The organism is Lwoffella lincolnii (assembly GCF_002014765.1).
GTDB classification, from domain to species: Bacteria; Pseudomonadota; Gammaproteobacteria; order Pseudomonadales; family Moraxellaceae; genus Psychrobacter; species Psychrobacter lincolnii.
The window spans coordinates 57,456-72,455 of the sequence record NZ_MUYT01000001.1 but is presented as its reverse complement, the minus strand read 5'-3'; the positions used below and the strand labels follow the sequence as shown (position 1 = coordinate 72,455).

The 15,000-nt window shown below is 41.7% G+C and carries 13 protein-coding genes; 8 read left to right on the top strand and 5 right to left on the bottom strand.

Annotated features, from left to right (window positions below; genetic code table 11):
- Positions 1–46 precede the first annotated feature (46 nt).
- Together zapE and B0682_RS00350 are read right to left on the bottom strand one after the other, a co-directional pair.
- Positions 47–1,141 carry a cell division protein ZapE gene (gene zapE / locus B0682_RS00355; protein ID WP_078306299.1) on the bottom strand — a complete coding sequence of 365 codons (1,095 nt, stop codon included), beginning with the start codon at positions 1,139–1,141 and terminating at the stop codon, positions 47–49.
- 94 nt (positions 1,142–1,235) lie between these two features.
- Positions 1,236–1,931, bottom strand: a complete 696-nt coding sequence (locus tag B0682_RS00350; RefSeq protein ID WP_078306124.1) for an alpha/beta hydrolase — start codon at positions 1,929–1,931, stop codon at positions 1,236–1,238.
- A 200-nt stretch (positions 1,932–2,131) separates the two neighbouring features.
- On the opposite strand from B0682_RS00350, the gene B0682_RS00345 reads away from it, so the two are divergent.
- From B0682_RS00345 to B0682_RS00335, 3 genes are all read left to right on the top strand, one after another.
- Positions 2,132–2,536, top strand: coding sequence for a hypothetical protein (locus tag B0682_RS00345; protein ID WP_143823211.1), 405 nt, complete (start codon positions 2,132–2,134; stop codon positions 2,534–2,536).
- A 159-nt stretch (positions 2,537–2,695) separates the two neighbouring features.
- Entirely contained in the window at positions 2,696–5,317 is a 2,622-nt protein-coding gene (locus B0682_RS00340; protein WP_078306122.1) for an ATP-binding protein, read from the top strand.
- A 182-nt stretch (positions 5,318–5,499) separates the two neighbouring features.
- Positions 5,500–5,988 carry a YajQ family cyclic di-GMP-binding protein gene (locus B0682_RS00335; RefSeq protein WP_078306121.1) on the top strand — a complete coding sequence of 163 codons (489 nt, stop codon included), beginning with the start codon at positions 5,500–5,502 and terminating at the stop codon, positions 5,986–5,988.
- Between the two features lie 23 nt (positions 5,989–6,011).
- On the opposite strand, the gene B0682_RS00330 is transcribed toward B0682_RS00335, so the two are convergent.
- The 3 genes from B0682_RS00330 to B0682_RS00320 all read right to left on the bottom strand — a co-directional run bounded on the left by B0682_RS00330 (position 6,012) and on the right by B0682_RS00320 (position 10,119).
- Positions 6,012–7,568, bottom strand: a complete 1,557-nt coding sequence (locus B0682_RS00330; protein ID WP_078306120.1) for a GGDEF domain-containing protein — start codon at positions 7,566–7,568, stop codon at positions 6,012–6,014.
- A gap of 404 nt (positions 7,569–7,972) precedes the next feature.
- Positions 7,973–8,827, bottom strand: a complete 855-nt coding sequence (locus tag B0682_RS00325; protein ID WP_078306119.1) for a transporter substrate-binding domain-containing protein — start codon at positions 8,825–8,827, stop codon at positions 7,973–7,975.
- 416 nt (positions 8,828–9,243) lie between these two features.
- The gene (locus tag B0682_RS00320; RefSeq protein WP_078306118.1) at positions 9,244–10,119 is read right to left on the bottom strand and encodes a PHP domain-containing protein; all 876 of its coding nucleotides are present in this window, start codon (positions 10,117–10,119) and stop codon (positions 9,244–9,246) included.
- A 124-nt stretch (positions 10,120–10,243) separates the two neighbouring features.
- Between B0682_RS00320 and B0682_RS00315 the strand changes: the two genes are divergently transcribed.
- The 5 genes from B0682_RS00315 (at position 10,244) to B0682_RS00295 (ending at position 14,988) form a co-directional block, all read left to right on the top strand.
- Positions 10,244–10,966, top strand: coding sequence for an inner membrane-spanning protein YciB (locus tag B0682_RS00315; protein ID WP_476738451.1), 723 nt, complete (start codon positions 10,244–10,246; stop codon positions 10,964–10,966).
- Between the two features lie 116 nt (positions 10,967–11,082).
- Positions 11,083–11,379, top strand: a complete 297-nt coding sequence (locus tag B0682_RS00310; RefSeq protein WP_078306297.1) for a YciI family protein — start codon at positions 11,083–11,085, stop codon at positions 11,377–11,379.
- Between the two features lie 18 nt (positions 11,380–11,397).
- Complete coding sequence (locus B0682_RS00305; RefSeq protein WP_143823210.1) at positions 11,398–11,883, top strand: SH3 domain-containing protein; 486 nt, start codon at positions 11,398–11,400, stop codon at positions 11,881–11,883.
- A 9-nt stretch (positions 11,884–11,892) separates the two neighbouring features.
- The gene (gene mnmC1, locus B0682_RS00300) at positions 11,893–14,118 is read left to right on the top strand and encodes an FAD-dependent 5-carboxymethylaminomethyl-2-thiouridine(34) oxidoreductase MnmC1 (protein WP_078306117.1); all 2,226 of its coding nucleotides are present in this window, start codon (positions 11,893–11,895) and stop codon (positions 14,116–14,118) included.
- Between the two features lie 138 nt (positions 14,119–14,256).
- Positions 14,257–14,988, top strand: coding sequence for a hypothetical protein (locus B0682_RS00295; protein ID WP_078306116.1), 732 nt, complete (start codon positions 14,257–14,259; stop codon positions 14,986–14,988).
- Positions 14,989–15,000: the final 12 nt, after the last annotated feature.

Sequence of the window (15,000 nt, the reverse complement as noted above, 5' to 3'; positions counted from 1 at the left end):
GTTTTGGACAAATTGATTTGTATTGGCGTGATGGGTCATCTGCTGGTTAGTTTTTATCCAGCCGATGTGCTTGTTTGAGATACGCTTCAGATTGCATCTCCAAAAGCCTTGAGCGAGTCCGCTCAATCTCAAACGCCAGTTTTTCACCTTGATACAATTCTAAGATGGGCTGTTGGGCTCGCACAAGCAACTTCACCCGACGATCATAAAACTCATCCACCAAATAAATAAAGCGACGAGTGGGGTCACGCAATTCATCGCTTAGTTTTGGCACATTATCCACCAATACGGTACTGTAATCATTGGCAATTTCGATAAAATCACTGGCTGAGCGTGGCTCTAGGCACAACTGACGAAACTCACAATACAAGGTATTTTCAGTACGGGCGTTGATGCTGATTTGTCGCCCATTGATGCTGATGGGGTCTTTGCTGATTTTTTGCTGATTGGCAAGGCTGGCAAAGCGATTGGCAAGCCAATGGGCATTATCCTTGGTCAATGGTGATACATATAATTGAGCTTGTTGCAACACCCTTAGGCGATAATCAATGCCAGAATCAATGTTCATTATCTTGGTGTGTTTTTCTAACTCAGCAATGGCAGGTAAAAAACGGTCTCGATGCAGGCCGTCTTTATACAAGCCTGATGGCTCAATGTTGGAAGTTGCCACCAAAGTGATGCCACGCTCAAACAGCAGGGTAAATAAATCACCCAAAATCATCGCATCGGACACATTGGAGACAAAAAATTCATCAAAACATATTAAAATGGCCTTGTTATGAATATTATCCGCCACACTGACCAACGGATTGGCCTGCCCTGACAACGCATTGAGCTGTTTATGCACATCTTTCATAAAATGATGAAAGTGCATTCGCATCTTACGCTCAATAGTCACTGCGTCAAAAAACATGTCCATCATCCATGTTTTACCACGACCAACACCCCCCCACATATATAAGCCCTTTGGCGGTTTTGGAGCTGGCTTAAAAAAGCCAAAAAAGCCTTTATCAGGATTAAAGTTTTGTAATTTATGGCTGACCGTATCCAAATAAGTCATTGCCATGCGTTGCTGTGGGTCTTCACTAAACTCTGTGGATTGTAAGGCTTGCTCATAACGTTGTAAGGGAGTGAGCCTCATCATGATTTAACTCCATTAAAAAGATGACAGGACAATTGAAGCTTTCTACTTAATTAAATTCTACTTAATTAAATTCTACTTAATTAAAGACGCACTACTTAATTAAAGACGTATTTTTCTTTAATAACTTGGTCAACTCGCCCAATTTTCCATGAAAAAAATGTCCTGTGTCATCAACCACATCAGCACAAATACCAAAGTCTTGTGCAAATTTTGCCAAAGAACTCGGAGAAACCAACTCATCATGCTCACCATACACCATAAAGGTTTTTTCTGTTGGCAATGCGATGTTATCCAAAGAGTGCCTCTCAATCGATGGGGCAATCAATGCCAAATCAGTCAATTCAAAATCACCAATGCCCAAAAATGCCCCTTGTTCGTCAATCATTTGAGCCAAGCTCATCGCCACATAACCCCCAAACGAAAAACCACCCAGCCAAAGTTTACGGGCTGATGTTTGGTTGGCCATCCATTGCAACACCGTCAAGGCATCTTGAATTTCACCGTCCATATTGCCATAACTGCCTGTGGACTGCCCCACACCACGATAGTTAAACCGCACCACGTGCATAGGCTCATCTGGTTGCTCTTTGGCAAAATCACGGGCAAATCGGTACATGGTGGTTACGATTTTATTCATCATTGTGCCTTGCCCTAAAGGATTGGGGTGACACAACAACGCAATGCGTTCTACCGCAGTGTCCATTGGGTCATCATTGTGCCACAAGGCATCAACTTGCAATTGACCTTCTGGTGCATCAATCAGTTGGGTGGGGTTATTTTTTATCATCGTTACTCAACTCACTGTATCAATCATCATTATCAATCATTAATAATCATTCATCATTGACATGAATTAAAAAATTGCCTGTCATTGTAACACGATAGACAGCGTATCATGATACACTTATGTCATCTTATGTCGCTATTTTATTTTGGTTTTATCCTGCTGTCTTGTTGATATGGTGTGTTGATAATGGTTGGTTCATAATGGTTGGATTATGGCGGTATTCTTATGTGGCTTCATCAGCGGGCATTTGCCTTAGTATCAGCATGGGTATCAGCATGGGTCTGGTCGCTTGTCAGTCCGTTGATGCCACACAATATCCACAACAGGTTACAGGGTTGCCTGTGCATCAAGCGGTTGGCATTGCACCAAATCCCAACCAAGCTTATGCTCTTGCCAAAAAACGAGCCAATAAATTATGTAACACTCAACAAACGATGATATTAAAACAAGAAATCAATCAACACCATGGCACACGGACGAAGAAAAACAGCGTCTTTGGACGAGTGGGCAGTGTGGTGGGAAATATTTTTGGACAATCCTCTTATCGACAGGTACAACTGCCAGAATATCAAGTATTGATAAAATTTCAGTGTCAATCATTTTAGCATCGGTAAAAAATTGATAAAGGAATATGCAGCTGATATTAATATCACCCATCAATTTTTGCTTGAATAATGGTATGATACGCTTTTTTTGTTGCTTATTTTGTCGCTGTTAGCAATGCAATTTGCTTGAATATTGCAATATCGTCGTACGGTCGTTTTATGTCTCATCGCATCTCCCATCTTAGCCAATCTGCCACCACTCATTCTAACAATCATGCCAGTTCTAACAACCATATCAGTCCTAATGACCATATCAATTCTGGCAATCATCTTAATCATCAAGATGCTGATTGTATGGACATTCATCACGCCATTGATGATGTTAAGTTTCAATCTGAGCCATCTGAGCAAATCACACAACAAGCACATCAGCCAAAACACAATTTAAAATCCAATATGTCATTATGGACATACTCTTTATTAGGTTTGGGAGCAATATTGTCATTGATGCTTATCAGCAGTCATATTGCCAATCAACAAATGAAACACAACCATGTGATAATTGACATCACCGAAGAGTTGACTCATCGCTTGACCACACTGACCATTGACATAGAACAGTTGGCATTACTCACCCAAGCCAATGATGACCTTGTTGCCCTTATTCCTGCTGTTATTACTCAAGTTGAAGATAATGCAAATCGCATCGATACGTTGCTCCATCACCTACAATCAGGTGGACAAATACAAAACCGTGCTGGTGAAATGATATTGATACAAGCAGTCAATGACGTAAGTAACAACCAAGCCTTAGCCAATCTTAATCTAACATGGCAACGCCAACAGTCGTTGCTACAGCCCCTACTGACAGGTGGCACAAACTTCATTCATCATGATGACAACGACACACTGGCTTTAGCCAATTTTGCTTATCTAAATCATCAATCAATGGCTGACACCTTAAAACAATTAACACAAGAACGTAGGCAACAAAATGCGTATTGGACATCTGTCACCAAAAAGGTGTTTTGGAGTGGCTTTATTTTGCTTGCTGTCTATTTATTATGGCTGGTGGTCTATTTTACTCGCCGTATCAAGCAAAGCAATGCTAAGATGCGACAAATCGCTCACTTAAATGATGAACTGTTTGCCACAGCTTATGATGGGCTGTTTTTTTTGGATATTGAAGGACGCATCACCGAACGACAATCGCCCACGCTAACATCCATCATAGGAATTGATAAACTGAGCCACCGCCGTTTTTTAAGCTTGCTTGAGCGACGCATTCCAAAAGCTGACCATGAACGTGCTAAAAATTTCATCAATGAGATTTACCAAGGTTTATTGACCAATGACGACATTGATGCAAAAAATCCGCTAAAATCAGTGTCATTCATCGTTCACACTGGCACTGACATATCATCAAAACAGTCATCAAAACAGCTGTCATTTTCCTTTACTTTATTAAACACAGCCACACAATCACAGCCATCACCATTATTTTCCACCCAAGCAGATGAGCATCTGTTAGTCAGAGTACGCCCTGCCAATATCACCACATCTGTATTGACCAGCCACCCGACAACGTCAAACCCCACAACATTAAACCCCACCACGTTAAACCCCACCACAAATAAAGCCAACCACTCAACCAGCAAACATATCAACAGCACAGACTTGAATCAACTTGAACCGTTGCCACAGTTATTAACAATTGATGCCACAAGGTTACTGACATTTATGAAACGCATGGACGTACGCCTATCCATGCTCAATCAAGCCCTTAATGATTTATCGGACATACAAGCCAACGATGCACATACCGATGACGCACACACCAAACCAACAAAAAATTTAACTCAGGATAAAGCGAACAATCACACTTTGGCATCTGGTCATATTGATTTTTTATTGCGTACGGCACACAGCATTTTGATTGATGCTAAAGCATCAGACTTACCGCCTTATCTCCAACATGCCACACAAATTCATCATTGTGTCCAAATGTTATCAACCAAACAAAACGTGCATTCATCTGCTAAAAATGATGCCCTTACCACGGCATTACATGCAATAGAACAGCTTACCTTATTACAACAAACAGCGTATCAACAAGTATATCAACAACGACAACACTTGCCAGATGATTTGCCAGCAAATCAACCAGTTTGGCACCCAACGTTAACAGATAAATTATCACTCACTGTGGCCAATGACTTAACAACTGACAACCGAGCAACGGTGGCATCACTCACCCAATTTGTCGAAAATGAAGTCAAAACCCAACAAAAACACATTCATCTACACTGCCCCACATGGAATGAATCAGGACTTAGTAACACCCAGCGTTGCATGATTTATGACATCAGCTTACAGCTGTTGTCCAATGCCATTCATCACGGCATAGAGCCAGCCACCTTGCGTATTGGTACAGGCAAAACCGCATATGGACAAATACGCATTCATCTGACCAAGACCGAAACAGCAGACGGTCATGCCTATGAGTTGCAATGCAGTGATGACGGTGGTGGTATTGACTTTAACAAACTGGTGCAAGATGCGATGACAGCGGGGCTAATTGAGCAAAAAAATGCCAAACATCTCTCTGGTGAACAAATCATAAAGCTGCTGTTTTCGCAAAAGCTTTATCGCCAATCGGCTGATAATAGGGTGGTTGATGACAGGGTGGTTGATAATAATAAAAGTGGCACTGACGCAAATCAAGGAAGCGGTATGGGAATGCAGTTGGTCAAACATCATGTTAAAGCATTAAACGCCCGCCTATTCATTGATAGCCAACAAGCCAAATACAGTAAATTTCGCATTGAGTTTGTGGTCTAGAGTTGGGGGCTGGAGTTGTGGCCTAATGACACAACCATTCGTCCAATCAATTCAACCAATCCATCTAATAAATGAGCAAAATTGTGTTTAAAATAAAAGTAAGACCCTTATTAATGTATCAACTTATCTTACCAGACGCTTTCAACAAGCAAAGTTTTTAACAAGCAAGAAAGGAGCATCACATGCCATCATTTGACATTGTTTCAGAATTACAGACCTTTGAAGTCAAGCACGCTGTACAAAACACCGAAAAAGAGATTGCCACTCGCTTTGATTTTAAAGGCAGTGACATCAAACTTGAACTCAACGAAAAAGCCAAAACCTTGACCATCTTGGCAGATAATGACTTACAAATGGACAATGTCTATGCCATGCTCGAAAAGCATCTGATAAAGCGTGGTGTGGATTTACAATCGCTTAGCCCACAGGAAAATCAAGGCTCAGGTAAGCAAATTAAAAAATTGATTGATTTAAAAGACGGTTTAGACAGCGACACCGCCAAAAAAATCAGCAAAACCTTAAAAGAATCCGACTTAAAGGTCTCTGCCAGCATTCAAGGCGATAAGGTGCGAGTAACGGATAAAAAAAGAGATAACTTACAGTTGGCAATGGCGTTACTAAAAGAAAAAAGATTTGGTGTACCATTGCAGTTTAACAATTTTAAAGACTAGAAATTTAAAGACTAAAAACATCTTTAAGCCTTACTTGGCTGATACGAACCAGACAAACTAAAACCATCTTCTAACAGCGTGTCAATGCTGATGGTCTGCATGGCACTGATGACGCAATTACGCCCCATCTTTTTGGCATCATATAAAGCAACGTCTGCCATGTTGATGATGTTATCAATACTGCGGTCTTGGCGAATAAAGTCAGCTTTCAGTTTTTGTTGACGGACGGCGACCAACATGGCTTTATCTTGAACATTTGACCAGCTGTGCTTAGCGGTAAGACTGTTTTTGTGGTCGTTTATATTTTGGTCATTGATGTTTTGGTCATTATTTTTTAGCTCATTATCATTAATGGCATTGATGTGCATGGTGGTCAGTTCAGCAGAGTCGGTTTCTTCTGGTTTTGACATATGCCTGATTAAATCAACACGAAGCGTATTAATCTCAGCATCAGACAAACTGGCCACACCAAAACTTGCGGTTACCTCAATATGTGTCTTCTCAGCAGGCACATAAACTGGCACATCTGCCAAGCATCGGCGTAAACGATCGGCATATTTTAAGGCGTTATCATGGGTGGTTCTTCGCATCACCACCAAAAACTCTTCACCCCCATAACGACTGATCAACACCATTTCACTGGAGTTTTGTCGATAATGATACTCTTGGCTTTGCTGTTGTAAACGTCTTGCCACTTCTTTTAGCACCTCATCACCTGCCCCATGTCCATGAGTGTCATTGATGCGTTTGAAAAAATCAATGTCTAACAATATCACACTTAAATCTTGTGGTTCATGCTGATGCTTTTGGTGCTGATATGAATTGATGTCAAATAAATGCTTTTGTAACCAATCTATGGCGTAACGTCGGTTTTTGACCCCTGTCATGGTGTCATGGTCCGCTTGATACTGCAGAACACGGCGACTTTCGTCAAATAAGTGCATTAATTGTTTTAAAACTTTGACACTAAAGAAGGCTTTGAGTGTGGCAAACATCAATAAGCTGGCTTGTAAAAATACCCCTGAAAAGCTCTGCTTCACCTCAATTTGGTATAACATTTTGCTGTCATACAGTGTTGGTAGCTCAATGCCTAAAAAATCCATCAAGCTCAATATCATTACTGTAACCAGTTGTGCTAAAAACGAATACCATGTTGTGTGTTTATTACCCAACATGATGAACAGTAACGTTGTACTCACAAGGCTGACACCCAAATACAACGTATCACCACCATTAACTAAAAATATCATGGTGATATAAAACACCCCAAGCACCGCCAAACCATTATCAAGTTGGTGCAAGCGATGTTTGGCAGGTGGGCGGTTATTGACATATTTAATGAGTACTAAAATAACACCCATGAAAACTGTGCATATTAACCAAAATAAATAAACCCTAAATGGGATTAACGCAGGCATCAGTTCATCTAAAAAAAACCATACCAACACAAACCACGCCCAATACATCATCAGTTCATATAGAACACATGTCAATAACAGTGCCATTTGATTGGATTGTTGCCAATGAAACACCATCTGTGATAATGACTGATTAAGAATGTGTATGAAAGTCTGTTTCAAGCGTGTATCCAACTACCAACTAACCATTTAGATTATCCAACTTTTAACATACTAACACTAACATATAACATACTAACATGCCGTTCTAAAAAACCCACCCAAATCCATAGGTTCTATATTCCATAGAATTGCTTATCCATTTGATATTGTTTTTTGATATTGTTTTTGCCATTCATCAATGCCCAATGATAGGCAAAAAGAACCACACTGCAAGCCTTTTTGACATACTTCCACCACCAAACCTAGCGGTAGGTGTGAGAATCCTTGCAACCCATAACAACTTAAGCTTAGACAGCTAACTTTTTAAAGTAAGTGGTTTGGTTGTGATTTGGCATACATTAGTGCTTACGTCTCCATCTAAATTTAAAGATGACTGGTGGAGAATTACGCATAATAAAACTAAGTTAAGACGTTGTACCAAACCATTTTTGTACTAAACGTTCATAAGTACCATCAGCCTTTAATTTGTCTAAACCGCTATTTAACTTATTGAGCATCTCACCATCACCTTTTTTAACAGCAAAGGCCAAATCTTTTTGCTCACTGCCGTCTAAATTGATGGTTTTGATTTTCATATCAGGATACTTAGCGATGTAGTAATCTAAAACTCGTTTATCACTGATGAGTGCGTCAGCTTTACCACTAAAAAGCTCTCTTACCGTTAAAAAATATGTGTCTAATGGCACAATAAGTTGCTGATCACCTGAGACCTTAAGTGCATGCTCTAAGGTTGTTTTGGCATTTTTACTGACTGCAATGGTTTTACCTTGTAAATCTTTGTCTGTTGTGATGTTGGCATTTTTTTCGTTATCTAATACCGCTACAACATACTCTGAAGTCAGGATAGGTTTGGTTAAATCAACAATTGCAGCGCGTTCAGGACTGACAGATAATGCCGATGCCCAAATGCGATACTTATTATTATCTAGCGTCTGTGCCATCTCATTGCGGTTATGGTGGATAAATTGCACATTAAATCCTTCAGCTTTGGCAAGCTCTTGTAGCAAATCTATCTCAAAACCCATTGGAAGACCTCTTTCATCTTGAAACTCAAACGGTGGATAGTTGATTTCTGAGCCAACGACAATCGTTTCCCAGTTTGGATTTTGTGTGTACTCAGAGTTAACGGTGGTTTTAGCCTCTGATTGTGTGGCAGCCTCGGTTTCTGGTGCTTGGATTGGTTGTTCTTTGGTTTTAGTACAGCCTACCAGAACACACAAGCAAGATGCTAATAAAACAGTTTTGGTTAATGACAACATAAATGCTCCACAAGGCTTTAGAATGAGAATGAAATTGACGCATCACAAACAATGATGCGATTGAGAATGTGCCACCATAGTATGATTACGGTACAGTCAACAAGCTGATACGTCAGTACTTTGACTTCCTCCCCGCCCTAAAGTGCGGGGATTCCTGCTGCTAGACGGTCAAGCCCGACCGCAAGCCTAAGATAGTGGCAACCGCCCGTACGACACACCGTACATCTTAGGTTCTTATTTTAAGCTAATCCTACTGTTAGGATTGTCATAGACACGAATTAGCTTAAGTGTGTGTTTGGAAACGTCTTACCAGTTAAGTTACTGCGTACTCGCAATTTAGTCTTAACTTAACTGTGGAATGTAAGACAATAAATGAAAATATTCTAGAATAGATTTGGATATATTTCAAGAATCAATTAAATGTGCCAATCATGCCACACACCGACTTGTGTGGCATTTAATTCTGCCACATCGCCCAATGCTCGCCATGGCATGCTGGTGCCATGAAAATCACTGCCCACAGACACTTGTAGGTCATGCTGTTGTATCACACGGTCAATCATTTTGCGTTTGCTCAGTGGCTCATCGATGGCAGGCAATTCACACGCATCACCGCCATATTCAGCAAAGTCAGCCATCAATCGGCGAATACAGGTGGCAGATAGGTCATAGCGTGTGGGGTGTGCCAATATGGCTTTACCACCACAACGATGTATCAGTGCCACGCCATCTTGTAGGCTTAAAGCATCAAGCTTGACATAGGCAGGTTTGTTGTCTGCCAGATATTTGCTAAACGCAGATTGCACGGTGGGTACGTATCCATTTTGGTGCAATACTTGAGCGATGTGACTTCGCCCCACCGCTTTGGCATCGCCAGACGCTTTGATAAGTACTTGTTGCCAAAGAGCATCAGCATCGATGTGTAATATGTCAGCAAGTTTATTAACCATGGCAAGCCCACGATTAGCTCGGCTGTCTTGGATAAACTGTAACTGCTGTTGCATGGCATCGATGTCGGTGAAGTTTAGCCCCACCACGTGAATGATTTTATTGCGTTGTTTGTCTCTGTCATGACTGCCTGTGAGCGTATAAACACAACTGATTTCTACCCCAAAGATAAAGGTTAATCCAATGCTTTCGGCGGTTTGCTTGGCCATTTGCAATCCACTGATGGTGTCATGGTCAGTCAATGCCAGTACATCTATGCCCCGATTTTTGGCAAGCTTGACCAGCTCATCAGGGGCATAAGTGCCATCAGAACAAGTACTGTGGCAGTGTAAATCATATTTCATCAATTGTCCTAATTGCTCATTTGGGTGAGTGAAAACTAAGAATGCGGTTTTGGCTTTTTTTTATGCCTTGAATTGTGTAAACTTAGAATGATTTAAACTTAAGCGGCCTTTTTTATGGCGTTTAATGTGTTATGCCATCTGTGATGGCATTCATTGTATGTTGTATGATATTAATGTCAAACGCATTTTGTTTGATATTTATTTTGATATTTATTTGGCTCACTTCCATTTGGTCTCACCTTTATCATGCCTGTTATCATGCCCAAAAGTACGCCAATATGTTAGCAAGTTGTTATTTATGAAAGCCATTCTTGATTTTATCCCTTTGATTGCCTTTTTTGTGGTTGCCAAGCAATACGGCATTTTGCAAGCAGCAGCAGCGTTGTTGGTCGCTACGTTGGTGGTATATGCTGTTCATTTGATGCGACAAAAGGGCAAATTAGACAAACAACAATGGGTTGTGTTGCTACTGACGGTGCTGTTTTGTGGCATCAGTTTGTTGCTTCATGATGATGTGTATCTTCGTTGGAAATCCCCCATTATCAATGGGTTTTTTGCGTTCAGTTTGTTTGTCAGTGTTGCCATGAATAAACCGTTGATGAGGCTTGCCATGAAAGATGTGTTTGCTTTATCAGATATGGGCTGGAGGCGGTTGACGTTGGCTTGGGGTGGGTTTTTTATGCTGATGGCAACGTTACATTATATCACAGCCTTTATGATGTCCAATGACGCATGGATTAATTTTAAAACTTGGGGTTGGATACCGATTATGTTGCTGTTTATGGTTGGGCAGTTTGCTCTGTTAAAAAACCACCTTAACCCCAATCTCAGCAAACCACAAGAATGACGTTCACCAAAAAAAGATTTTTATGTCAAAGCTTTTTATGTCAATGCTTCACGATGTTTCATGATACTGACTTTAACCAAAATACACCAACCAAAATACATAAATTAGGACACACAATGCCTTTATTCGTTCTTATCGGTCATGATGTTGCTGACAGCCAAACCAAACGTCAACAAGCCCGCCCTGCCCATGTGGCACGGCTAAACGCCTTACAAGAACAAAACCGCTTGGTCATCGCAGGCCCTACTCCCATTGAGCATGGGGGTAAGCAGATGTCTGGCAGTGTGGTCATTGCTGAGTTTGACTCGCTTGATGCGGTACAAGCGTGGGTCAAAGATGAGCCTTATCTGCACGCTGGGGTATATGCCCATGTGGACATCAAGCCGTTTGTTCAAACCTTACCCATGCCTTAACATGAACGGTTGATGTTTATGGTTCAGCACATTTTTTATTCACAACATGCCAGTGGTGCAAATGGCATGTTGTGCGGTACAAATCACATAAGTCGCACAAATGGCAATCGACTGACCCGTTGTCTGTGCTTAAGCTTGTTGTTGATGTTCCTTTCTTCTGTCATTAGCATGACAGCATCAGCAGTCCCCAATACGACCCCCAAAGTTACTGTCATCAACAATGAAACCACAACTGACCCCAGCACCAACCCATCAACAAATGACCTTGAAACCCTTGCCAACCAACAACCCAGTGAAAGTAAGCTATCTGCTGCCAACCAAACGTTACTGACCCAAAACGCCAAACTTCAACGAGAAGTCAACGACTTACAAACACAAGTCAACGTACTGGTACATGAACGCAGTGGGCAACTTTATTTGTATGGTGTGTTTACCGTGATTGTCAGTCTGTTGGTGGGCTTTGGCTTAGGCTTGTTTGTGTTCCGTCAGCGTGAACGCTGGTAGTGGTTGCCCATGTCTAATCAACAACATCATTCACCTGATTCCACAATTTCTAAAACAGCATCAATTACCCCTGCCAAGATTGATTGGCAAACCGATGATGCAGGTCATACTGTGCCTGTATCACGCCAGTTTGGCGATGTGTATTTTTCTAAGGCAGATGGTTTGGCAGAAGCTCATCATGTGTTTATTGGGCATAATCATCTGCCACAACGTTTTGCCAATTTGTATGTGTCATCACATGAGCAACAGCAAAAAATCTTTGTCATCGCTGAGCTTGGGTTTGGTACGGGGCTGAATTTTTTTGCCACTTGGCTGTTATGGCGACAAATTCGCAAGCCACATCTCAATCAGATGAGCAATGATAAGGCAATCTTTCAGTTGCCACGTTTACACTTTATTAGTTTTGAAAAACACCCACTGACCCATACCGATTTAACCCAAGCATTACAAGATTGGCAAAACAGCCAACCCAACCTGGCGCCTTTAATCAGCGAATTTTTGGCAAATTACCCACCATTGGTGGCAGGGTGTCATCGCATCAATTTTGTTAATGACGCTCTGACATTGGATTTGTGGTTGGGCGATGCAGCAGATAATTTACCAATGCTACATGTTGGTCAGCCACACCATCTCAATCAGCAAGCATCTGGTCAAATCCATGCTTGGTATTTAGATGGTTTTGCTCCTGCGTGCAATCAGTCTTTATGGTCAGATGAAATTTTTGCTCAAATTCAACGCTTGTCTGCCCCCAATGCAACGCTTGCGACATTTAGTTGTGCAGGGGTGGTCAAACGAAGCTTAGCTTCCATTGGCTTTGATGTTACCAAGGTTAAGGGCTTTGGGCGTAAACGAGAAATGCTGACAGCAAAATTAGCAACGAGTGGCATTCAATCTGCTGATGTCCAATCACATCATGTTTCCAATACGCCACCTTCAAGTACGCCACCTTCAAGTACGCCACCTTCAATTACGCCAAAAAGTGTGCTGGTTATTGGAGCGGGCATTGCAGGATTGATGAGTGCATGGGCGTTGGCAAATCGGGGCATCACAATCACTTTGATGGACAAAACCGCCCCACTATCAGGGGCATCAGGCAATCCCAGAGCCGTACTTGCTCCCAGAATGACAGCACTGACACAGGTTGATAAGCATCTGCACAGCATGAGCTATCTGTATGGTGTTCGATTTTATCAACAAATAACCACCCCTTCGACAGCACCAATCTTTGAGCAAACAGGGGTCATAGACACATTAGCCAATGCCAATCCCAAACAGCCCAAACAAATCGACGACTATCCAGATGATTTTGCCATGATGATACATCAGCAAACTGTCAAAAAAACTGGCATGGTAACTGACATGGCAAACATGGCAAAATGCCGTCATCTGTCCATGATTGACTTACCATTTGCTTATTTCCCCAAAGCAGGATTGGTCAATCCCAAAGCTTTAGCAAAACATGTTCTTGCTCACCCCTTGATTACTTATCAGACCGCTTGTGTTACCAGCATGACTCAAACCAAAACAGGCATCAAGGTTAACGTTCAAAACAAGCAGTCGCTGAATACCGATGCGGTGGTGATTTGTACCGCTTATGAAAGTTGTCTGTTACATCAGCAGATTTTTGATTATCGCAAAATCCGTGGACAAGTATCATGGTTTACCCCCACAGCAAATCAATGGCAATATCTGCCAAAAATACCTGTCAAATACGGTGGCTATTGCACACCTTTTACTGATTTGCCAAACGATGTTCTTTCACAAAAATCAAGCAAAAAAGCCAAGCAAAAACCAAATACCCAAACCCTTTTTTTATTGGGGGCAAGTTTTGTGCGTAATGACACAGCGACTGATTTGCGTCCACAAGAGCATAAAGACAATCTTAATAAGCTCATCAATGCTCTTGCTGATACTGGCATGGCGTTTACTGACAGCGAGTCGATATCAACCAGCATCGACTGGCAGGGCCGAGCCAGTATCCGAGCCCAAACGCCTGATTATCACCCTGTTGTTGGGCGAATTGATGACCAAGTTGATAAGCCAGTCAATGCCAATACAGACATAAGTCGCATTTGGACGATGAGCGGTATGGGGTCAAAAGGATTTGCCTTTGCACCATTATGTGCTGAATTACTTGCAGATATGATGACCAATGCCATTCCGCCAATGCCCACCCAACTGATGGCCAAACTGTCTCCTAACCGTGTGCGTTTGCAAACACCGTTAAATGACTAAAAAATTTTGTTGGCTTAGATTATTTTGCCCAACTTTGTCTAACTTTGCCCAACTTTGCCCAACTTCTTGTTACACTGACCATATGATGGTTGATTTTTATTTTAATTTTATTTCAATATTGACTAAGATGACCGCTTTATGACCAGACGTTCTGCCCCATTTGTACTGCCCCCATTTGCCAGTGAAGCTAACATCAATGACACACTGACCACTGATGATAAAAAACTTGCCAAAGACCTATTATCAACCCTGCAAGCGGACATCGCCAAAATGCGAGAAGAGCAGATACCGCCAGACATCTTGACCCAAGTACAAGACATGCCAATTTTTTATGGCAATTTGGAGGAAGTAACCGCTTACCAACAGCGGTGGCAACCACTCATAGACCGTGCCATGGCGTTTTATCCTTCTGCTTATCTGCCACCTGATTATCTGCCTTTACCTGCCAGTCTTGAGTTGCCACAATTTGTACAGCGGGTACAACGCTTGCATCTGACCAAAACTCGTGCTAAAGAGTCCAAAAACTTCGGCTCGCTGGGTGCATTGATACACAAATGTGGCGAGTATCCAGAGGCTCAAGTCCTTGCCATGCAACGTGTGTTTGATGGCGATGATGATGTGCGTTTGGTGGCTCATCGAGAGTTTATCGACCTTAGGGCGTATGTCTTTGCCAAAGACCATAAGGGTAAAGAGCTTGACCCAGTGAGAATGCGATTTTATCGCACAGGGCTGATTGTCCATGCTTTAGATGGTTTTGAGATTATTGACAGTCGCAAAAAACCACGCAAACGCCGTAATGACGCTTATACCAATCCCATTGCTGATAATGGTGTTTGGAAGGTGTTTGTTAAAAACCAAATTCTCAATTAATGATGCCAATAA

Bases quoted from the DNA above. Each gene is read 5' to 3' on its own strand.
- zapE (WP_078306299.1), bottom strand. From the start codon at position 1,141: ATGAGGCTCACTCCCTTACAACGTTATGAGCAAGCCTTACAATCCACA.
- B0682_RS00345 (WP_143823211.1), top strand. From the start codon at position 2,132: ATGGTTGGATTATGGCGGTATTCTTATGTGGCTTCATCAGCGGGCATT.
- B0682_RS00315 (WP_476738451.1), top strand. From the start codon at position 10,244: ATGTGTTATGCCATCTGTGATGGCATTCATTGTATGTTGTATGATATT.
- B0682_RS00320 (WP_078306118.1), bottom strand. From the start codon at position 10,119: ATGAAATATGATTTACACTGCCACAGTACTTGTTCTGATGGCACTTAT.
- B0682_RS00310 (WP_078306297.1), top strand. From the start codon at position 11,083: ATGCCTTTATTCGTTCTTATCGGTCATGATGTTGCTGACAGCCAAACC.
- B0682_RS00350 (WP_078306124.1), bottom strand. From the start codon at position 1,931: ATGATAAAAAATAACCCCACCCAACTGATTGATGCACCAGAAGGTCAA.
- mnmC1 (WP_078306117.1), top strand. From the start codon at position 11,893: ATGTCTAATCAACAACATCATTCACCTGATTCCACAATTTCTAAAACA.
- B0682_RS00325 (WP_078306119.1), bottom strand. From the start codon at position 8,827: ATGTTGTCATTAACCAAAACTGTTTTATTAGCATCTTGCTTGTGTGTT.
- B0682_RS00295 (WP_078306116.1), top strand. From the start codon at position 14,257: ATGACCAGACGTTCTGCCCCATTTGTACTGCCCCCATTTGCCAGTGAA.
- B0682_RS00335 (WP_078306121.1), top strand. From the start codon at position 5,500: ATGCCATCATTTGACATTGTTTCAGAATTACAGACCTTTGAAGTCAAG.
- B0682_RS00340 (WP_078306122.1), top strand. From the start codon at position 2,696: ATGTCTCATCGCATCTCCCATCTTAGCCAATCTGCCACCACTCATTCT.
- B0682_RS00305 (WP_143823210.1), top strand. From the start codon at position 11,398: ATGGTTCAGCACATTTTTTATTCACAACATGCCAGTGGTGCAAATGGC.